A 20,618-nucleotide genomic window follows, 5' to 3' on the forward strand; every position below is an offset into this window, starting at 1 on the left:
GACCGACCAGAAGAGCTTTCCCGCGCGCTGGCACGGCGAGCCCGAAATCCTGGTGCGGGACCGGGAACCCGGCGGTGCCTGGTCCACCCGCCCCTGCCCGGTGCAGCCGCTGAACGACGGCTGTCTGGCGCCGATGCCCGGACACTGGCTCGCGCTCACCGCGGCACACCTCCCGCGACGGGCGGTTCGCCGCGGTGGTCTCCGACTACGGCCAGTTCGCCACCGTCATCGACCTCGACGAGTGGGTCACCGTGGTCCACCTCGACCGGGACTGGGTCGACAACGAACTCACCCGGTTCCCGCTGGCCTTCCTCGGCGAAGGCGAGACGGCGAAGGTCGTCGCAGCCACCGACTGGAACCGCCTCGACGTGTTCGCCCTGCCCGGAGGAGAGCTGCTGACCGACCGGGACACCCCGCCGAATGAACCTGGGCGGCCGGTTCCCGAGCACTACCTCGACTACTTCCTGGGCGCACTCCACCCGAGCCCGTCCGAGCGGTGGCTCGTGACCCCGCGACCGGGCGCCGCACCGGGATGTTCGCCGGGCCCGCCGGGCGCATGTGGGGCCACGGCGGCCTCCTGTACGTCGCCGCCGAAGCCGGGCTCGAAGTCTGGGACCCGGCCGAAGGCGCCCGAATCGGAGTCCTCGAAGGCTTCACCCCCACCGCCCACCGCGACGGCACCTTCGCCGAACTCCGTAACGATCGGCTGAGGACTTGGGCAACTCCGCGGTAACAAGCCTCACCCGTGGGCACCTCGACGCCGATTCTCCTGAGTGAACCCCCGGAGGCGGCCATGACCACGGCGACCAGATCCCCGCAGACCACCCTCGTCCACTCGTACCTGTTCCTCCGGCGCGCCATCGGCCTCATCGGCCTCGCGCTGCCGTTCGTGCTCATCCTCGGCAAGCAGCTCGTCCAGGGCGGCGACCTCCTCGGCTCGCTGAGCAGCTACTACTACACCGATCTCCGGGACGTTCTCGTCGGCGCGATGTGCGCGGTCGGCGTGTTCCTGCTGGCCTACTACGGCCACGACTACGTCGACAACATCGCGAGCACGGTCGCCGGACTGGGCGCGATCGGCCTCGCGCTGTTCCCCACCACCCCGGGCCACGACGTCACGGGCTGGGACCGCACGGTCGGTGTGCTGCACCTCGCGTTCGCCGCGGTGTTCTTCCTCTCCCTCGCCTACTTCTGCCTGAGGCTGTTCCCGCACGACGGCGAACAGCCGGAGAAGTTCGGCGCCCTCTACCGCGTCTGCGGCGGCGTGATCCTCGCCTGCCTGGTGCTCATCGCCCTGGCCAAGTACCTCGGGCTCACCCCGGACCTGCACCCGGCGCTGTGGCTCGAGGCCGTCGCCGTGGAGGCGTTCGGCGTCGCCTGGGCCGTCAAAGGCGGCACCCTGAAGCCCAGGAGTGTGCCGTAGCCCACTCGACCGGGCCACACCACTGGTTACCGGTGGGTAACAAGGGCTATCGTGCGGTCAACAACGTCTACATCTCTGGAGCATTCGTGGCCGCACCAGCAACGCCGCTCGCGCCGACCGCGCGAGGCGTGCGCAATGTCGCCTTCGTCGAGGGGGTCCGCACCCCCTTCGGCAAGGCCGGCGACAAGGGCATGTACGCCGGGACCCGGGCCGACGACCTCGTCGTCAACGCCATCCGCGAGCTGCTGCGGCGGCACCCCGAACTGCCGCCCGAGCGCGTCGACGAGGTGGCCATCGCCGCCACCACCCAGACCGGTGACCAGGGCCTGACCATCGGCCGCACCGCCGCGCTGCTGGCCGGGCTGCCCAAGTCCGTGCCCGGCTTCGCCATCGACCGCATGTGCGCCGGCGCCATGACGGCCGTCACCACCGCCGCGTCCGGCATCGGCTTCGGCGCCTACGACATCGCCATCGCCGGCGGCGTCGAGCACATGGGCCGCCACCCGATGGGCGAAGGCGTCGACCCGAACCCGCGGATCATCGCCGACAAGCTCGTCGACCCGACCGCCCTGGTCATGGGCCAGACCGCCGAGAACCTGCACGACCGGTTCCCCGCGATCACCAAGCAGCGCACCGACGCCTACGCCGCGCGCAGCCAGGAGAAGTACGCCGAAGCCGTCAAGACCGGCAAGATCGGCCCGGAGCTGGTGCCCGTCGCCACCCGGTCCGCCGAGCTCGGCTGGGGCCTGGCCACCGAGGACGAGCCGCCGCGGCCGGGCACCACGGTCGAGCAGCTCGCGAACCTCAAGACGCCGTTCCGCCCGTTCGGCCGGGTCACCGCAGGCAACGCCGCGGGCCTCAACGACGGCGCCACCGCATCGCTCCTCGCCGACGAGGACACCGCCCGCGAGCTGGGCCTGCCGGTCGCCATGCGGCTGGTCGGCTACTCCTTCGCCGGCGTCGAGCCGGAGGTCATGGGCATCGGCCCGGTGCCGGCCACGGAGAAGCTGTTCAAGCGCACCGGCCTGTCCATCGACGACATCGGCCTGTTCGAGATCAACGAGGCCTTCGCCGTGCAGGTGCTGGCCTTCCTCGACCACTTCGGCATCGACGACGAAGACCCGCGCGTCAACCAGTGGGGCGGCGCCATCGCCTGCGGCCACCCGCTGGCCTCGTCCGGCGTCCGCCTGATGACGCAGCTGGCCCGCCAGTTCGCCGAGCGGCCCGACGTGCGGTACGGCATGACCACGATGTGCATCGGCATCGGCATGGGCGGCACCGTGATCTGGGAGAACCCGGCGTTCGAGGGGACCAAGTAATGACTTTCACCGCAGAAGAGGCGAAGGCCGCGTTCCCCGACGAGGTCGTCACCCACGCGAAGACCCGCCTGATCAAGGTGCCCGGCCTGACCAAGCAGGTCGCGCTGATCACGCTCGACAACGGCCACGACCACACCCGGCCGAACACCTTCGGCCCGCAGGGGCTCGTGTCGTTGAACGCCGCCCTCGACGAAGCCTTCGCCGCCGAGCCGGCCGCGATCGCCGTCACCGGCAAGCCGTTCATCTTCGCCGTCGGCGCCGACCTGTCCGGCGTCGAAGCCGTCAGCGACCCGAAGCTGGCGCGCGAGATCGCCCAGACCGGGCACGACGTGTTCCGCCGCCTCACCGAGTCTTCGATTCCCACCTTCGGGTTCGTCAACGGCGCGATCATGGGCGGCGGCCTGGAGCTGGCCCTGTCTTGCCACTACCGGACGCTGTCGGAGAACACCGCCGCCATCGCGTTCCCCGAGGTCTTCCTCGGCCTGTTCCCGGGCTGGGGCGGCACGCAGCTGCTGCCGAACCTGATCGGCGCGGACGCCGCCGTCACGGTGATCATCGAGAACGCCCTGGCACAGAACAAGATGCTCACCGTCAAGCAGACGGCCGAGCTCGGCATCGTCGACGCGGTCTTCGGCTCGGCCGACTACCTCGAGCAGTCGCTGCTGTGGCTGGCGAAGGTCGTCAACGGCGAGATCAAGCCGGAGCGCCGCGAGATCGACCGCGGCTCGGCCTGGGACGCCGCCATCGCCCGCGCCAAGTCCATTGTGGACGGCCGCACGCACGGCGCGTCGCCGGGCGCCACCAAGGCCGTCGAGCTGCTCGAACTGGCCCGTGAGAACGACCTCGACCGCGGCTACGCGGCCGAGACCGACGGGCTCGCCGAGCTGCTCATGTCCGACGTCCTGCGCGCCGGGCTGTACTCGTTCAATCTGGTCAACAAGCGCGCCAAGCGCCCGGCCGGCGCGCCGGACAAGTCCCTGGCGCGCAAGGTGAACAAGGTCGGCATCGTCGGCGCCGGCCTGATGGCCAGCCAGCTCGCGCTGCTGTTCGTCCGCCGCCTGAAGGTGCCGGTCGTGCTCACCGACGTCGACCAGGAGCGCGTCGACAAGGGCGTCGGGTACGTCCACGCCGAGATCGACAAGCTCCTGGCCAAGAAGCGCGTCTCCCCGGACGGCGCGAACCGGCTCAAGGCGCTCGTCACCGGCTCGCTCGACAAGGCCGCGTTCGCCGACGCCGACTTCGTCATCGAGGCCGTCTTCGAGGAACTGGGCGTCAAGCAGCAGGTGTTCGCCGAGCTGGAGCAGCACGTCAAGCCCGAGGCGATCCTGGCGACGAACACCTCGTCGCTGTCGATCACCGCGATGGCGTCGAAGCTGCAGCACCCCGAGCGCGTGGTCGGCTTCCACTTCTTCAACCCGGTCGCCGTGCTGCCGCTGCTGGAGATCGTCCGCGGCGAGAAGACCGACGACGCGGCCCTGGCGACGGCGTTCTCGGTCGGCAAGCAGCTGAAGAAGTCCAGTGTGCTGGTGAAGGACGCGAGCGCGTTCGTCGTCAACCGGCTGCTGCTGCGCTTCCTCGGCGAGGTGCTGGTCACCGTCGACGAGGGCACGCCGTTCGACGTGGCCGACAAGGCCCTCGAGCCGCTGGGCCTGCCGATGACGCCGCTGACGCTGATGCAGCTCGTCGGCCCGGCCATCGCGCTGCACGTCGGCGAGACGCTGCACGAGGCCTTCCCGGACCGGTTCACCGTGTCCGAGAACCTCGCGAAGTTCGTGAAGGCCGGCAAGAAGGGCGTCTGGATCTGGGACGCCCAGGGCAACCAGTCGGCCGACCCGGAGGTCGTCGAACTCTGGACCCAGGGTGACCGGCCGTCCACTTCGGAGCAGGTGCGGGAGCGCGCGCTCGCGGCCATCGCCGAGGAGATCCGGATCATGCTCGACGAGGGCGTGGTCGCCGAGGCGCAGGACATCGACCTGTGCCTGATCCTCGGTGCGGGCTGGCCGTTCTGGAACGGCGGCATCACGCCGTACCTGGACCGCTCCGGCGTCTCCGAGCGGGTGAACGGCAAGCCGTTCCTCGCCCCGGGCGTGGCCTCGGTCCCGACGGCCTAGTACTCGCCCTCGCGAGGGCACTTCGGCGGCGGCGCAGTGAGTTTCAGCTGCGCCGCCGTCGTGTCGGAGTCGATCACCGTGACCCGCTCGGCGGTCCGGTAGCGGGCGTGCAGCTCCTGCGCCCAGGCCTTCAGGTCGGTGCCCGGGACGGCGAGCAGCGAGACCGACGGCGGGTCCAGGAACACCCGCCGCGCCTTCGGGTCGTCGCGCAGCACCGGCACCGCGGCCCGCATGTCCTCTTCGGACGAATACGTCACGACGACCGCCGCGCACAGCGTGTGCCCGGCCAGGGGCGCCGGGTTCGTGTCCACCGGCAGGTCCGGTGGCCGGACGAGCGCGGCGATGAAGAAGGCCAGCCCGACGCCGGCCGCCAAGGCGAGCGCGCCGGCCGCCACCAGCACCCGGGCCAGGGGTTTTTCCGCCACACCGAAGATCACAGCACACGTTGGCCGCCGGGACACCGCCCGTTCACCCCGGCGGCTTAGCGTCCCGCCGTGACCACCGACAGACGCCGCTTCCTCAAGGGTGCCGGACTCGCGGCCGCCGCCGCGGGCGTGCCCCTCGCGGCTCCCGCCGCCGCTTCCGCTTCCGCTCCCGCCGAGTTCGACCTGGGCCGGGTGTGCGGCCGCTACCAGTGGCTGGTCGGCGACCACCACACGCACAGCCAGTACTCCTACGACGCGATGTACCGGATCGACGACATCGCGCGCGGCGGGCGGGCGCACGGCGCGGACTGGATCGTCTTCACCGACCACGGCCACGCCGAGCACGAGAAGGTGTCGGTCGAGCCCACCGAGGCGGACTTCTTCGCCGCCCGGCGGAAGTACCCGGACCTGCTGCTGTGGCACGGCATGGAGTGGAACGTCCCGGGCGCCGAGCACGCGACCGTGTTCTTCCAGGCCGGTTCGGCGCAGGCGGCCAAGCTGCGCGAGTTCGAGCGGGCGTTCGACTGGCGGCTGACGAACTCGGAGGCGTCGAGCCCGGCGAACGAAGCCCTCGCGCTGCGGGCGTTGCGCTGGCTCGCCGACGAGGAACGGGCGCGGCGGATCCACGCGCCGGTCGTGCTGATCAACCACCCGCTGCGCAACGGCCGCGTCGCCCCGCACGAGCTGCGGGCCTACCGCGACGCCGCGCCGGACATCGTCATCGGTATGGAGGGCGCACCCGGCGCCCAGGCGGACGGCTTCCCGAAGCCGCTCGGCAACGGCGGTGCGCGCGGCGGGTACGTCAACAACCCCGGTGCGAACTCGTGGCCCGGCTTCCCGGCCGAGGCGTACCGGACGCACGGCGGCTGGGACTGGGCGACGGCGAAGGTCGGCGGGCTGTGGGACTCGCTGCTGGCCGAGGGCAAGCCGTGGTGGGTCACCACGAATTCGGACTCGCACTACAACCGCGGCGACACGCTGGTCCGCCCGGACGTGCCGGGCGACTGGTACGACACGCACGGCAAGTTCCCGGACCCGGTCGACTCCGGCAAGCCGCAGCTGCTCGCGCCGTACGCGGACTTCTACCCCGGCGAGTTCAGCCGCACGTACGTCGGCGTCACGCGGCGGAGTCTCGAAGGCGTCCTCGAAGGCCTGCGGGCCGGGCGGATCTGGGGCTCGCACGGCGGTCTGGTCGCCGGGCTCGAGGTCGAGGCGCACGGCGGTGGCTCCGCGGCGACGCTGGGCGGGCGCCTGCGGGTGCGGCGGGGCTCGGACGTCACGGTCGTCGTGCGGGCGCGGCTGGCGTCCCGGCCGAACGGCGGCGGCTCGGTGCCGCGGCTGGCGCGCCTGGACGTCATCGCGGGGCCCGTCACCGGCCCGGCCGCCGACCGCGACACGATGACCGCGCCGGGCACGCGGGTCGTGGAGTCGTTCGAGCCGCGCTGGGCGCCGGGACGGCAGGTGGTCTTCCGGCACACCTTCCGGAACGTCCGGGAACCGTTCTACCTGCGGGTGCGGGGCTCGAACGGCGATGCCGAGCCGACGCCGGACGTCATCGGGCAGGCGAATCCGTTCGAGGACTTGTGGTTGTACGCGAATCCGGTTTTTGTGGACCTGTGCTGAGTGGACTGTCCCGTCGGCTGCTCGTGTGGTCGATCATGACCGGGTTGCGGTTCCTGTTGCGGCTGCCTTCACCCGTGCTGCGGGTGATCGCGGGCCGTCCGGTGGTGGTGGACGGCCGGCGGCCGGTCCTCACCGCCCAGGTGCTCATGCGCGTGTCGCGGCTGGCGCCGTTCGACTCGCCGCACCAGAACGGCAGCCTGGCGCGGGCCCGGACCGAGCTGAACTTGGCGGGGGCGCTGGCCGGTGCCGGGATCTGCCCCGGCGTCCGGACCCGCGACGCGTCGTGGCCCGGGCCGGGCGGGCCGCTGCCCTTGCGGTGGTACGAACCGGAGGGCGTCCCGGCGCCCGCCCCGGCGATCGTGTACTTCCACGGCGGCGGGTTCGTGCTCGGCAGCATCGACACGCACGAAGGCGCGTGCCGGCTGCTCGCCGAGGAAGCCGGGGTGCGGGTGGTGTCGATCGGCTACCGGCTCGCGCCGGAACACCCGTTCCCGGCGGCGGCTTCGGACGCGGTGGCGGCGTTCGCTTTCGTCCACGAGCACGCGGCGGAGTTCGGCATCGACCCGGCGCGGCTGGCGGTGGGCGGCGACAGCAGCGGCGGCAACCTGGCGGCGGTGGTGGCCCACGCGGCGGCCCGCGGCGAGCTGCCCCGCCCGGCGTTCAGCCTCCTGCTCACCCCGGCGACGGACGCCCTCGGCTCGTCACTCTCGCACCAGCAGTTCGGGTCGGGCTTCCGCCTCGACCGCGACGAGTGGGCCTGGTACCGCGACCAGTACGTCCGCGACCCGGAGTCCTACACCGACCCGCGAGCCTCGGTCCTATACGACGAAAGTCTCGACGGCCTCCCCCCGACGTACGTGGCCACGTGCGGCTTCGACCTCCTCCGCGACGAAGGCGAGGCCTACGCAACCCGCCTCGCCGCAGCGGGGGTCGCGTTGGTGCACCGACGTCACGAAGGCCAGCTCCACGGCTTCGCCAACCGGGTCGGCGTCGACCCGGACGCCCGCGCAGCCATGCTCCACGCCGCCGGAGTCCTCCGAGCCGGCCTCGCCCTCACCCCACCCCGTGATCAGGAAGTCGACACGCGTGATTGAAGGGTCGACACGCGTGATTGAGGGGACGACACGACGGATCGACCGAGCCGCGGCGTGTCGTCCCTCCAATCACGTGAGTTGACCCTCCAATCACGTGAGTTGACCCTTCGATCACGGGGTCAGTGGACGGGGAGGTGGACCGTCACGCCCAAGCCGCCGCCCACGATGGGCTCGGCCGTGACCGTTCCGCCGTGGGCCGCCACCGCCGCGCGGACGATGGACAGGCCCAGACCCGCGCCGTGGCGGGCGGTGCGGGCCACGCCCGCGCGGCGGAACGGCTCGAACAGCTCCGGCACCGCCGCCGGGTCGACCAGGCCGCCCGAGGAGCGGACCCGCAGCGTCGACCACCGCGGCCCCGGCTGCGTCGCCACCTCCAGCCAGCCTCCCTCGACGTTGTGCCGGACCGCGTTCTCCAGCAGGTTGCCCGCGATCCGCTCCAGCAGCGCCGGGTCGCCGAACGCGGACGCCGACACCACGGAGAACGTCGCCCGGATGCCGCGCTGCGAGGCTTCACGCTGCACCGCGCGCCACGCCCGGTCGACGACCACCGCGAGATCCACCGGCTCGCGCACGCCGAGCCCGGCGCCGTCGGTGCGGGCCAGCAGCAGCAGGGAGTTGACCAGCTGCCCGGCGCGCTCGGTCGCGTCGCGGACCACGCCGGCCATCCGGCGCAGCTCGGCTTCGTCGGCCGCGTCGTCGGCCAGGGTGACGTCGAGTTCCGTGCGGATCACCGACAACGGCGTCCGCAGCTCGTGACTCGCGTTGGCGACGAAGTGGCGTTGCGCGTCGAACGCCGCCTGGAGCCGGTCGAGCATGTCGTCGAACGTGCTCGCCAGCTCGGCCAGCTCGTCGCGGGAGCGGATCTCGCCGATCCGCTCCCCCAGCGACTCGACCGACAGCCGCCGCGCGGTGCCGGTGATCTCGCGCAGCGGCAGCAGCACGCGCGAGGTGAACGTCCAGGCGAGGATCGCCGCGGCCGCCACCACCAGCAGGAACGCGATCGAGCCGAACAGCAGCATCCGGTCGCGGGCGTGCACGCGCAGGTGCTCGGCGAGCGTGGAGGCGTCGACCGTGACGCCGTCGACGACCACCGTGCTGCCCGGCGGCATCTGCGGGACGGTGTCGAGCGAGTCCCGCACCAGCGTCCAGGCCAGCCAGAGCAGCAGCAGGCTGACGGCGGCGACCAGCACGGTCGCCAGCAGCGTGATCCGGGCGCGAAGGGTGCGGGTGCCCGGCAGGTTCACGCGCGCTGCGGGGTGCCGGGTTCCGGCACGCGGTACCCGGAGCCGACGACGGTCTCGATGATCCCCGGCTCGCCGAGCTTCTTGCGCAGCGTCATGACGGTGACCCGGACGGTCGTGGTGAACGGGTCGGCGTTCTCGTCCCACACCCGCTCGAGCAGTTCCTCGCTGCTGACGACGGACCCGGCCGCCTGCAGCAGGACCTCGAGGACGCCGAACTCCTTGCGCGTCAGCTCCACCGGCCCGCTCGCGCGCCGCACGGTCCGCTTGGCCGGGTCGAGTTCGACGTCCCCGGCGGTGAGCAGCGGCGGCGCGGCCGGCGTGGCCCGGCGGCCCAGCGCCCGCACCCGGGCAACCAGCTCGGGGAAGGCGAACGGCTTGGCGAGGTAGTCGTCGGCGCCCAGCGACAGCCCGTCGACCCGGTCGGACACCGAGCTGCTCGCGGTGAGCATCAGCACCCGGGTCAGTTCCCCGGACGCGACGATCTCCCGGCACAGCTCGTCCCCGGACATCCCGGGCAGGTCCCGGTCCAGCAGCACGACGTCGTACCGCGTGACGGCGGCCTTCTCGTGCCCGTCGTCCCCGGTGAGCGCGACGTCCACCGCCATCCCCTCGCGGCGCAGCCCGCGGGCGATCGCGTCGGCCAGGGGTTCTTCGTCCTCGACTACCAAAACTCGCACCAGCCCACAATCCCATATTTTCCTGAGAGTGCCCTTTAAGGACGTCGTGCACCGGGTGTGACACCCAGCAGCGACTCGGCGGTCAGTACGTCTTCCGCTGCCTCGCCCAAGTGAGGAAAGCCGCCTTGGACGCGAAGGTGCGATTGCGATCGATCGTCGTGCCGTTGCTGTCCTCGACAGTGGCGCCCGTCATCTTCCCGCCGGACACCTGACCGGTCGCCTTGATGTGGGTGATGGGCTCGATCCAGCCTTCCAGACCCATGCTCTTCCTTTCCGGAACCTGTTCCCGCGTTTCGGTACCCCAGCCGAGTCGACGCCGGACAGGCGCGTGTTACGGCAACCGGCGGCGCGGCGTCGACGCGTGGACCCCTAAACCCGGTCCGGCGCGTCTGCCCAGCGGAGCGCGAACCACAGCCGCATCCGGGTCTCGGGATCCGCCAAATCGACGCCCAACGCCTTCTCTACCTGCGCGATCCGGTGCCGGACGCTGTTGCGGTGCACGCCCAGTTCGGCGGCGGTCGGTTCCCAGGCGCCGTGGTGGGCCAGCCATGTCCGCAGCGTCAGCACCAGCGAGCGGTCCCCCGCCCGGTCCAGCGCCACCAACGGCTCCAACGCCCTCGAAGCGAATACGCGGGACGCGCCCGGGTCGAGCAGCGCGTCGAAGTCCAGCCGCTCGCCCCCGGCCACGACCGGATGGCCGAGCGCGAGCGCCCGTGCCAGCAGCAGCTCGGCTTCGCCCTCGGACGGCTGCCCGGCCGGCGCCGGCGAGCCCACCGCCGCCAGCCAGCCGTGGGCGCGCAAGTCCTCCAGCACCGCGCGCGGCGGTACGGACCCCGCGATCGCCACGAACGACGGCCCGGGCACCACCGAGACCAGGGGCGTGTCCAGCCGGGCCCGCAGCCAGTCCGGACGCCGGGCCACCTCATCGGGACCCCGCCGAAACGCCGCCCCGGCGACCAGCCGGACGACGTCCGTCCCCAGCAGCGACCGGGCGGCGTCCCCCGGGGACACCCGGCCGAGCAGCAGGCCGGTGGCCGCCGCGCCCAGCTCGGCCGCGTCCGAGCCCGCGCGGCCGACCAGGCCGAGCAGGGCCGCGCCGACCGCGAGGATGGCCCGCTCGGCGCCGTCGAGCCGCCCGGGCCGGCCGACGACCACCAGGTGCGACGCCGTGGCCTGCGGGTACACCGGCTGGACGACGACGAACCCGCCGTCGAGCTCGGTGGTCGCGCTGCGGATCCCGCTGCCCGCCCGCACGGTCGCCATCAGTTCCCGCACCGGGAGCGGCAGCGGCGCGGGCGCGTCGTGCGCGGCGGCCAGCACGTCCTCGGCGCCGACCAGGGCGACCCAGGACCCCAGCACCGCCGCCAGTGCCGACGTCAGCTCGCCGAGGCCGCCGCCCGCGGCGCGCGTGAGCGTCTCGCGCGCCGCCGTGATCCGCCGCTGCTCCCGCTGGCCGGCCTCGGCCAGCGCCACCGAGACCGCCCGGTTGACCGCCAGGAACGGCGTCCGCGACGGCACGACCAGCAGCGGCAGCCCGCGCCGCGCGCACGCCCGCCGCAGCGACTCCGGCAGGGTCTCGTGCACCGCCGGGGTGAGCCCGAACCCCAGCGCCGTCACGCCGGCGTCACGCAGCCCGCGCACGTACCGGTCGATCCGCTCCGGCAGGTTGACCCCGGCGGTGAGGATCAGCTCGCCGCCCAGCAGGTAGGGCGCGGGGTCCTCCAGCTCGCTGACGTGCGCCCAGCGCACCGGGGCGTCCAGCGCGCCCGGCCGCAGCGTCTCGGGGACGACGTCGAGCGCGAGCTCCCGGTTGCCGACCACGTCCCGTAACGGGACATTCACCTCCGTGGACAGCGCATCCGTGTTCGGAGTCATTTCGTCCCCACCGATGTTGACATGAGGATGAATCATCCCATGCCGGAGAGGTGGCGGCCGAACCTACGGTGACCCGAAACGACGTGAGGAGGACACCGTGACCGGCGACTACGCAGTGATCGCGCTGTACATCGCGGGCATGCTCGGGGTCGGCTGGTACGGCCTCCGGCTCGCGAAGACGAAGTCCGACTACCTGGTCGCCGGACGGCGGCTGGGCTGGTTCATGTACTCCGGCACGATGTCGGCCGTCGTGCTCGGCGGCGCGTCGACCGTCGGCGGCGTGAAGCTCGGCTACACCTACGGCATATCCGGCATGTGGCTGGTGGTCAGCATCGGCGTCGGCATCCTGGTGCTGCACGCGCTGTTCGCGCGGCGGCTCGTGCGGCTGAAGGTCTACACCGTCGGCGAGATGCTCGACCTGCGCTACGGCGGCCGCACCAGCGCGGTGTCCGGCGTCGTCATGTGGGGCTACACCCTGATGCTCACGGTGACCTCGACGCTGGCCTTCGCGACCATCTTCAAGGTCCTGTTCGACCTGCCGAACTGGGCCGGGATCGCGATCGGCGGCTCGATCGTCGTGCTGTACTCGGTGCTCGGCGGCATGTGGTCGATCACGCTCACCGACATCGCCCAGTTCGTCATCAAGACGATCGGCATCCTGGCCATCCTGCTGCCGGTGGCGATCACGTCCGCGGGCGGCTTCGACGGGATGAGCGCCAAGCTCGACGCGAGCTTCTTCAGCTTCACCTCGATCGGCACCGACACGATCATCACCTACTTCGTCATCTACACCTTCGGCCTGCTGATCGGCCAGGACATCTGGCAGCGCGTGTTCACCGCCCGCACGCCGGCGATCGCGACGTCCGGCGGCATCACCTCCGGCGTCTACTGCCTGGTCTACGGCCTCGCCGGGGCCCTGATCGGCACCGCGGCGCACACGCTCTACCCGGACATCGCCAGCGCCCAGGACGCCTTCGCGACGATCGTCGAGCGCCTGCTGCCCACCGGCGTCCGCGGCCTGGTCCTGGCCGCCGCGCTCTCGGCGATGATGTCGACGGCGAGCGGCGCGCTGATCGCGTGTTCCACCACGACGACGTCGGACCTGCTCACCAAGCTGGGCCTCAAGAAGGGCGGCGAAGTCAGCCGCAACCGGCTCGCCACCCTGCTGCTCGGCCTCCTCGCGATCGGCATCGCGATGATCGTCGACGACGTCGTCAACGCGCTCACCATCGCCTACGACATCCTGGTCGGCGGCCTGCTCGTCGCCATCGTCGGCGCGCTGTTCTGGAAGCGCGGCACCCGGCAGGGCGCGTACGCGTCGATGGTGGCCGGCACGATCTCGGTCATCGCCTTCATGATCATCGACGGCGTCGACGCCAACACCCCGATCTACTGGGGCCTCGGCGTGAGCCTGGTCGTCTACCTGGCGGTCAGCTTCGCCACGCCCCGCACTCCCGAGACCGTCCTCTCCGTCTGGACCCGCCGCCTCGCCGGCGAAGAAACCGCCATTCCGAACCGGGAACAGGAGCCCACCAGTGCCTAACATCGGACCCCTCGACTCGTCGCGCGTCCCCCGGTTCGCCGGCTTCGCGACCTTCGCGCGGCTGCCGCGGATCGACCAGGTCGAACGCGCCGACGTCGCCGTCGTCGGGGTGCCCTTCGACTCCGGCGTGTCCTACCGGCCCGGCGCCCGGTTCGGCCCGGCGGCCGTCCGCGAGGCGAGCCGGCTGCTGCGGCCGTACCACCCGGAGCTGGACGTCTCGCCGTTCGAAGAGAAGCAGGTCGTCGACGCCGGGGACATCGCGGTCAACCCGTTCGACATCGGCGAGGCGATCGAGACGCTGCAGCAGGAAGCCGAAGCGCTGCAGGCGGACGGGACGCGGCTGGTCACGGTCGGCGGCGACCACACGATCGCCCTGCCGCTGCTGCGCGCGGCGGCGAAGAAGCACGGACCCGTCGCCCTGCTGCACTTCGACGCCCACCTGGACACTTGGGACACCTACTTCGGCGAGCCCTACACCCACGGCACCCCGTTCCGGCGGGCGTCCGAGGAAGGCATCCTCGACACGAGCGCGCTGTCGCACGTCGGCACCCGCGGGCCGCTGTACGGCAAGCGCGACCTCGAAGAGGACCGCCGGCTGGGCTTCGGCATCGTCACCTCGGGCGACGTCCTGCGCCGGGGCGTCGCCGAGACCGTCGACGCGCTGCGCCAGCGCATCGGCGACCGCCCGCTGTACGTCTCGGTCGACATCGACGTCCTCGACCCGGCCCACGCGCCCGGCACCGGTACCCCCGAGGCGGGCGGGATGACCAGCCGGGAGCTGCTGGAGATCCTGCGCGGGCTGCGCGACCTCAACCTGGTCGGCGCGGACGTCGTCGAGCTGGCCCCGGCCTACGACCACGCGGAGATCACCGCCATCGCGGCCTCCCACGTCGCCTACGACCTGGTGAGCCTGCTGGCCCTGGGGAAGGGCGAATGACCCGCATCGGCGGCGACGTCGTCGTCGAGACGCTGCGAGCCCTGGGGGCCGACAGGGTGTTCGGGCTGCCGGGCCAGCACGCGCTGGGCCTGTTCGAGGCGCTGCGACGGGCCGACGACCTGCGCGTGATCAGCGGGCGCGTCGAGAACAACCTGGCCTTCGCCGCCGACGGCCACGCCCGCGCCCGGCTCGCGGCGGACCCGGACGGCCCGGTGCCGGTGACGCCGCTGATCGTCTCGACCGGCCCGGGCGCGCTGCTGACACTGGCTTCGCTGCAGGAGTCGCGCGCGGCGTCGGTGCCGGTGCTCGGCATCTCGAGCCAGGTCCCGGTCGCCGGCCTCGGCGGCGGGCGGCACGGCTACCTGCACGAGCTGCCGGACCAGCAGGCGAGTTTCACCGGCGTCGTGAAGTCGGTGCACGTCGTGCGGCGGGCGAGCCAGATCCCGTCGGCGCTGCGGGAGGCGTGGACGTCGGCCGCGACCGCGCCCTACGGCCCGGTGTGGGTCGAGATCCCCCAGGACGTGCTGCTCGGCCCGGCCGGGCTGCCGCCGATCACGTCGGTGTCGGCCGCGCCCGTTCCCCTGGAACCCCTGCCCGAGCTGGTCACCGCGGCGGCCGACCTGCTCGCGGCGGCCACGAACCCGGTGATCCTGGCCGGCGGCGGGGCGCTGCGGTCGGGGGCGCACGCCGAGCTGCTGGCCCTGGCCGAAGCCCTCCGCGCGCCGGTGATCTCGACGTTCGGCGGCAAGGGCGTGTTCCCGTGGGACCACGAGCTGTCCGGGCGGTCGTGGCTGGAGGACTGGCACACCACGGAATTCCTCGCGAACGCCGACGTCCTGCTCGTGCTCGGCTCCGGTCTCGGCGAGCTGTCCAGCAACTACCGCGAGTTCGCCCCGCGCGGCCGGGTGATCCAGGTCGAGGCCGACCTCGGGAAGCTGGAGTCGAACTACCCGGGCCTGGGCCTGCACGCCGACGTCCGGCCGACGCTGCAGGCGCTGCTGGAGTGGGTGCCGATGCGGGCGTCCGACGGCCGGGCCGAGAAAGCGGTCTCCGGGCTGCTCGCCCGCGTCGAGTCCCGGTTGGACGGTCAGGACCTGGCCGTCGAGCGGAAGCTGATCGACGACGTCCGCACCGCACTGCCCGAAGGCACGCAGACGTTCTGGGACATGACGATCGCGGCGTACTGGGCCTGGTCGACGTGGAACCCCGAGGGCGCACCGATCCACACGGCCCAGGGCGCGGGCGGCCTGGGCTACGGCCTGCCGGGCGCGCTCGGCGGCGCGGCGGCCGGCCGTCCCACGCTCGCCGTCTCGGGTGACGGCGGCGCGATGTACGGCGTCGCCGAGCTGGCCACGGCGGTGCAGCACGGCCTCGACGTGACGTGGCTGATCATCGACGACGGCGGCTACGGCGTCCTGCGCGAATACCTCACCGACGCCTTCGGCCAGACGACGGCGACGGAGCTGACCCGGCCCGACTTCGTCGCCTTGGCCGCTTCGTTCGGCGTCCCGGCCCGGTTGTCGTCGTTGGACACGGTGGGCGCGGACCTCTCCGAAGCCCTGCGCACGCCCGGGCCGTCCGTCGTCGTCCTCCCCGCGTTGCTGAAGCTGTTCGCGCCGACCCATCTGGAGAAGGCATGACCCGCACCCTGGAATTGATCGACCCGGCGACCGGCGAGGTGTTCGGCACCAGCCCCGTCGCTTCGCAGTCCGATGTGGACAACGCGCTGGCGGCCGCCGCGCAAGCGTTTGCGACCTGGCGGCGCAGCACGCCGGCGGAGCGTCAGCTGGCGTTGCTGAAGATCGCCGACGCCCTGGAGTCCCGGGCGGCCGAGTTCGCGGACCTCGAAGTGCGCGAGACCGGCAAGATCCGCTCGGTCGTCCTCGACGAGGAGATCCCGGAGTGCGTCAGCGCGCTCCGGTTCTTCGCCGGAGCCGCCCGCCACCTGGAGGGCACCGCGGCCGGCGAGTACGCGCCGGGCCACACGTCGGTGATCCGCCGCGAGCCGGTCGGGGTCTGCGCGCAGATCGCCCCGTGGAACTATCCGCTGATGATGGCGGTCTGGAAGATCGCCCCGGCCCTGGCGGCGGGCAACACGGTGGTGCTCAAGCCGGCGGAGACGACCCCGTCGACGGCCGTCCGGCTGGCCGGGATCGCGGCGGAGTTCCTGCCTCCGGGGGCGTTCACCGTGCTGACCGGCGACCGCGACACGGGCCGGGCGCTCGTCAAGCACCCGATCACCGCACTCGTTTCGATCACCGGCTCGACGCGGGCGGGCATCGACGTCGCCACGGTGGCGGCCGCCGATCTCAAGCGCACCCACCTGGAGCTGGGCGGCAACGCACCGCTGCTGGTGTTCCCGGACGCCGGCCTCGCGGAGACGGCGGAGGGCATCGTGGGCGCGGCGTTCTACAACGCGGGCCAGGACTGCACGGCGGGCAGCCGGGTCCTGGTCCACGAGTCGATCCACGACGACTTCGTCGCGGCACTGGCCAAGGCCGCCGCGGCGCAGACGCCGGGCGTCGACTACGGGCCGCTGAACAGCGCGGCGCAGTTCTCCCGCGTCGAAGGCCTGATCGCGCGCTTGCCCTCGCACGCCCGCATCGAGACCGGCGGCACCCGCTTCGGTTCCCAGGGCTTCTTTTTCGCCCCCACGGTGATCTCCGGCCTGCGGCAGGACGACGAGATCGTCCAGGAAGAGATCTTCGGCCCGGTGATCACGGTCCAGTCCTTCGCGGACGAAGCCACGGGCGTCGAACTGGCCAACGGCGTCCCCTACGGCCTGGCGTCCTCGGTGTGGACGCGCGATCTCGGCGTCGCGGCCAGGGTGTCGGCCGAACTGGACTTCGGTTGTGTGTGGGTCAATACGCACGGGCCGCTGGTCGCCGAGATGCCCCACGGCGGCTTCGGTCACTCCGGCCACGGCAAGGACCTCTCGGCGTACGCGTTCGCCGAGTACACCCGCGTCAAGCACGTGATGACGAGGTTCGCGTGAGCGACAAGATCACGGAGGTCGAGCAGCACGGCATCGCCCCGATCCCGCCGGAGGAGCAGACTTCGCGCCCGCGGGACCTGTTCCGCATGGCGTTCGGCGGAGCGAACACGTTCGCCACGATCATCCTGGGAACACTGCCGATCGCGTATGGGCTGAGCTTCCGTGACGCGGTCCTGGCCACGGCCTTGGGCGTCGTGGTGGGCGGTTTGGTCCTGGCTCCGATGGCGCTGTTCGGCCCGCGCACGCGGACGAACAACGCGGTGTCCTCCGGCGCGCACTTCGGCGTGGTCGGCCGCTGTGTGGGCTCGTTCCTGTCGTTGCTGACGGCGATCACGTTCTTCGCGATCTCGGTCTGGGTGAGCGGCGACGCGGTGGCCGGAGCAGCGCAACGCTTGTTCGGCTTCGACGGCGGCCCGGTCCTGCGTGGCTTCGCCTACGGCGTGATCGCCATCGCAACGCTGGTGGTCTGCATCTACGGCTACCGGTTCATGTTGCTGGTGAACCGCATCGCGGTGCTCCTCGGAACCGCGATCATGCTCCTGGGCGTATTCGCCTACGGAGGAACATTCGACCCGGGTTACGCAGGGACGGGAACGTACGCACTGGGCACGTTCTGGCCAACGTTCACGTTGGCGGCCTTGACGGCCTTGGCCAACCCGATCTCCTTCGGCGCCTTCCTCGGCGACTGGGCTCGCTACATTCCCGCGTCACACAGCAGACGTTCGTTGCTGACGGCCCCGTTCCTGGCCCAGGTGGCCACGCTGCTGCCATTCGGCTTCGGCATGGCCACGGCAACCCTGGTGGCCGACCCGGCCGACTACATCACGGGCCTGACGGCCATGTCCCCGCTGTGGTACGCCATCCCCTTGATCGTGGTGGCGCTGATCGGCGGCCTGTCCACGGGAACGACGTCGCTCTACGGAACGGGCCTCGACTTCAGCTCGATCTTCCCCAGGCTGTCCCGGGTCCAGGCCACGCTGCTGATCGGAACCTTGAGCGTGGCGTTCATCTTCGTGGGCAATTTCGTCCTGGACATGGTGTCGAGCATCAACGCGTTCGCAACCTTGATCGTCCTGTGCACCAGCCCCTGGATGGTGATCATGATGATCGGCTTCGTCCAGCGCAGAGGCTTCTACGACGTGGAGGACCTCCAGGTCTTCAACGAGGGCCGCAAGGGCGGAAGGTATTGGTTCACCCGAGGGGTGAACTGGCGGGCAATGGCGGCCTGGATCCCGGCCACAACACTGGGCCTGCTGTGCGCGAACACCCCGATGATCGCAGGCCCATGGCGAGAAGTGGCGGGAGGAGTGGACGTGAGCTTGCTGGTAACCCTGCTGACAGCAGCGGTGACGTACCCGCTATTGGTCAAGCTGTTCCCGGAACCCCCAGAGGTCTTCGCCGCCCAGCAAAGCTCTGAGCTGGCTCACCGATGAGCATCCTTGGCCGACTCTTCCGACGAAGAACCAAGCCGGGAAGCCCACTCGGTAACCCGCCGAGCAACGTCCTGAGCAGTCAGCCCAACCCGAGCCAGCACCTCATCCCGGCTCCCGTGGTCGTGGAAAGACTGAGGAACAGCCAAATCCCGCAAAGGAACATCACACTCGGCATCCCGGAACATCGCGGCAAGAGCCGACCCGAACCCACCATGCCGGCCACTGTCCTCAACAGTGACAACAAGCTTGTGCTGCGAAGCCAAGGCAACCAACTCGGCAGGCACCGGAAGCACCCACCGGGGATCGACAACGGTAACCCCGATCCCCTGATCAGCCAGCCGATCGGCAGCCGCAAGCCCCAGCGTCGCAAAAGCACCGACCGTCACCAGAAGAACGTCAGCCCCCTCGGCCGGCCGACGCAGCACGTCAACGGTCCCCACCCGCTCCACGGCGGCGACATCGGTACCGACCTTCCCCTTCGAGAACCGAAGAGCGGTAGGCCCGTCGGAAACAGCAACGGCCTCCCGAAGCTCCTCCCGCAGGGTGGCCGGGTCACGCGGAGCGGCAACCCGCATCCCGGGAACCATCCCGAGCAACGACAAATCCCACATACCGTGGTGAGAAGGCCCATCCGGCCCGGTGATCCCGGCCCGGTCCAGCACCAGCGTCACGGGCAGCCGATGCAGGGCGACATCCATCAGCACCTGGTCGAACGCCCGGTTGAGGAACGTCGAGTAGATCGCCACAACGGGGTGCAACCCGCCCATGGCCAACCCGGCGGCCGAGGTGACCGCGTGCTGCTCGGCGATCCCGACGTCGTACCACCGGTCCGGGAACGCTTCGGCGAACTTGTCCAGCCCGGTCGAACGCAGCATCGCCGCGGTGATCGCCACGACGTCCTCGCGCTCGGCACCGATCGCCGCCAGCTCGGAGCCGAACACCCCGGTCCAGTTGGGCCCCTTGACCGGCGGCAGGCCGGTCTCCGGGTCGATCGGATCGGTCTGGTGCATCTGGTCGTGCTGGTTGTTCACCGCGGGGGCGTACCCGTGCCCCTTTTCGGTGACCACGTGCACGATCACCGCCCCGCCGAACGACCGCGCACTGTGGAACGCCTTCTCCAGCGCGACGAGGTCGTGCCCGTCGACCGGCCCGAGGTACTTCAGGCCGAGGTCGGAGAACATCGCCTGCGGGCTCAACGCGTCCTTCAGGCCGGCCTTCGCGGCGTGCAGCGCGGCGTAGATCGGTTTCCCGACCACCGGCGTGTGCTTGAGGATCTCGCGGCCGCCGTCGAGGAGCCGCTCGTAGCCGGGCTGCAGGCGCAGCGCCGCGAGGTGGTCGGCCAGCCCGCCGATGGTCGGCGAATACGACCGGCCGTTGTCGTTGATCACGATGACGACCGGGCGGTCCTTGTGCGCGGCGATGTTGTTGAGCGCCTCCCAGCACATGCCGCCGGTGAGCGCGCCGTCGCCGACGACGGCGATCGCGTGCCGCCCGCCGCCGGCCAGCTCGAACGCCTTCGCCAGCCCGTCCACATAGGACAGTCCGGACGACGCGTGGCTGCTCTCCACCCAGTCGTGCTCACTCTCCGCACGCGAGGGGTAACCGGTGACGCCGCCGGTCTGGCGCAGCAGGTCGAACCCGGCCGCGCGGCCGGTGACGAGCTTGTGGACGTACGCCTGGTGACCGACGTCCCACACGATCGCGTCACGCGGCGAGTCGAACACGCGGTGCAGCGCCAGGGTCAGCTCGACGACACCCAGATTCGGCCCCAGGTGACCGCCCGCCCGCCGGACCTTGTCGACGAGGAAGTCCCGGATCTCGGCGGACAGTTCGCCGAGGTCCTCGACACTCATGCGCTTCAGGTCCGCCGGTCCGCTCACGGACTCCAGCATCGTCACTCGTCTCCACCTCACTCGTTC

General features: G+C 71.4%; 17 protein-coding genes. 11 read left to right on the plus strand and 6 right to left on the minus strand.

Annotation, left to right across the window (positions count from 1 at the left end):
• The first annotated feature begins 194 nt into the window (after nt 1-194).
• The 4 genes from ACWDN5_RS17005 to ACWDN5_RS17020 all read left to right on the plus strand — a co-directional run bounded on the left by ACWDN5_RS17005 (nt 195) and on the right by ACWDN5_RS17020 (nt 4,853).
• Entirely contained in the window at nt 195-710 is a 516-nt protein-coding gene (locus ACWDN5_RS17005) for a hypothetical protein (RefSeq protein WP_449676965.1), read from the plus strand.
• A gap of 83 nt (nt 711-793) precedes the next feature.
• Nucleotides 794-1,423, plus strand: coding sequence for a DUF998 domain-containing protein (locus tag ACWDN5_RS17010; RefSeq protein WP_449676966.1), 630 nt, complete (start codon nt 794-796; stop codon nt 1,421-1,423).
• A gap of 128 nt (nt 1,424-1,551) precedes the next feature.
• Nucleotides 1,552-2,742: a thiolase family protein gene (locus ACWDN5_RS17015; protein ID WP_449676984.1), complete on the plus strand. Its 1,191-nt coding sequence runs from the start codon at nt 1,552-1,554 to the stop codon at nt 2,740-2,742.
• Nucleotides 2,742-4,853: a 3-hydroxyacyl-CoA dehydrogenase NAD-binding domain-containing protein gene (locus ACWDN5_RS17020; protein WP_449676967.1), complete on the plus strand. Its 2,112-nt coding sequence runs from the start codon at nt 2,742-2,744 to the stop codon at nt 4,851-4,853. Before ACWDN5_RS17015 ends, ACWDN5_RS17020 begins: the two co-directional genes overlap by 1 nt.
• Here ACWDN5_RS17020 and ACWDN5_RS17025 read toward each other — a convergent pair.
• Nucleotides 4,850-5,278, minus strand: a complete 429-nt coding sequence (locus ACWDN5_RS17025) for a hypothetical protein (protein ID WP_449676968.1) — start codon at nt 5,276-5,278, stop codon at nt 4,850-4,852. The two genes, ACWDN5_RS17020 and ACWDN5_RS17025, sit on opposite strands and share 4 nt — an antisense overlap.
• A gap of 69 nt (nt 5,279-5,347) precedes the next feature.
• On the opposite strand from ACWDN5_RS17025, the gene ACWDN5_RS17030 reads away from it, so the two are divergent.
• Both ACWDN5_RS17030 and ACWDN5_RS17035 read left to right on the plus strand, forming a co-directional pair.
• Nucleotides 5,348-6,901 (plus strand): PHP domain-containing protein, encoded by a 1,554-nt coding sequence (locus tag ACWDN5_RS17030; protein WP_449676969.1) that lies wholly within the window; start codon nt 5,348-5,350, stop codon nt 6,899-6,901.
• On the plus strand, nt 6,895-7,995 hold the full coding sequence (locus tag ACWDN5_RS17035; RefSeq protein WP_449676970.1) for an alpha/beta hydrolase: 1,101 nt from the start codon (nt 6,895-6,897) through the stop codon (nt 7,993-7,995). Before ACWDN5_RS17030 ends, ACWDN5_RS17035 begins: the two co-directional genes overlap by 7 nt.
• Nucleotides 7,996-8,114: 119 nt before the next feature.
• On the opposite strand, the gene ACWDN5_RS17040 is transcribed toward ACWDN5_RS17035, so the two are convergent.
• The 4 genes from ACWDN5_RS17040 to ACWDN5_RS17055 form a co-directional block, all read right to left on the minus strand.
• Nucleotides 8,115-9,239, minus strand: coding sequence for a sensor histidine kinase (locus ACWDN5_RS17040; RefSeq protein WP_449676971.1), 1,125 nt, complete (start codon nt 9,237-9,239; stop codon nt 8,115-8,117).
• On the minus strand, nt 9,236-9,916 hold the full coding sequence (locus ACWDN5_RS17045; protein WP_043781112.1) for a response regulator transcription factor: 681 nt from the start codon (nt 9,914-9,916) through the stop codon (nt 9,236-9,238). The genes ACWDN5_RS17040 and ACWDN5_RS17045 overlap by 4 nt, the downstream gene beginning before the upstream one ends.
• Nucleotides 9,917-9,998: 82 nt before the next feature.
• Complete coding sequence (locus tag ACWDN5_RS17050) at nt 9,999-10,178, minus strand: hypothetical protein (protein WP_310974905.1); 180 nt, start codon at nt 10,176-10,178, stop codon at nt 9,999-10,001.
• 107 nt (nt 10,179-10,285) lie between these two features.
• Nucleotides 10,286-11,791 carry a PucR family transcriptional regulator gene (locus ACWDN5_RS17055; protein ID WP_449676972.1) on the minus strand — a complete coding sequence of 502 codons (1,506 nt, stop codon included), beginning with the start codon at nt 11,789-11,791 and terminating at the stop codon, nt 10,286-10,288.
• 97 nt (nt 11,792-11,888) lie between these two features.
• Here ACWDN5_RS17055 and ACWDN5_RS17060 point away from each other — a divergent pair, with 97 nt between their 5' ends.
• The 5 genes from ACWDN5_RS17060 to ACWDN5_RS17080 are packed head-to-tail and all read left to right on the plus strand — an operon-like array spanning nt 11,889 to nt 18,699.
• Complete coding sequence (locus ACWDN5_RS17060; RefSeq protein ID WP_310974903.1) at nt 11,889-13,334, plus strand: sodium:solute symporter; 1,446 nt, start codon at nt 11,889-11,891, stop codon at nt 13,332-13,334.
• Entirely contained in the window at nt 13,327-14,271 is a 945-nt protein-coding gene (speB, locus tag ACWDN5_RS17065) for an agmatinase (protein ID WP_310974902.1), read from the plus strand. The genes ACWDN5_RS17060 and speB overlap by 8 nt, the downstream gene beginning before the upstream one ends.
• Nucleotides 14,268-15,911 carry a thiamine pyrophosphate-binding protein gene (locus ACWDN5_RS17070; RefSeq protein ID WP_449676974.1) on the plus strand — a complete coding sequence of 548 codons (1,644 nt, stop codon included), beginning with the start codon at nt 14,268-14,270 and terminating at the stop codon, nt 15,909-15,911. The genes speB and ACWDN5_RS17070 overlap by 4 nt, the downstream gene beginning before the upstream one ends.
• Entirely contained in the window at nt 15,908-17,266 is a 1,359-nt protein-coding gene (locus tag ACWDN5_RS17075) for an aminobutyraldehyde dehydrogenase (protein WP_449676975.1), read from the plus strand. The genes ACWDN5_RS17070 and ACWDN5_RS17075 overlap by 4 nt, the downstream gene beginning before the upstream one ends.
• Complete coding sequence (locus ACWDN5_RS17080) at nt 17,263-18,699, plus strand: purine-cytosine permease family protein (RefSeq protein ID WP_449676976.1); 1,437 nt, start codon at nt 17,263-17,265, stop codon at nt 18,697-18,699. Before ACWDN5_RS17075 ends, ACWDN5_RS17080 begins: the two co-directional genes overlap by 4 nt.
• Here ACWDN5_RS17080 and dxs read toward each other — a convergent pair.
• A complete protein-coding gene (gene dxs, locus ACWDN5_RS17085) occupies nt 18,690-20,597 on the minus strand; it encodes a 1-deoxy-D-xylulose-5-phosphate synthase (protein WP_449676977.1) in 1,908 nt (635 codons plus the stop codon). The two genes, ACWDN5_RS17080 and dxs, sit on opposite strands and share 10 nt — an antisense overlap.
• Between the last annotated feature and the right edge of the window lie 21 nt (nt 20,598-20,618).

The sequence above is a fragment of the Amycolatopsis sp. NPDC003731 genome (assembly GCF_053586895.1).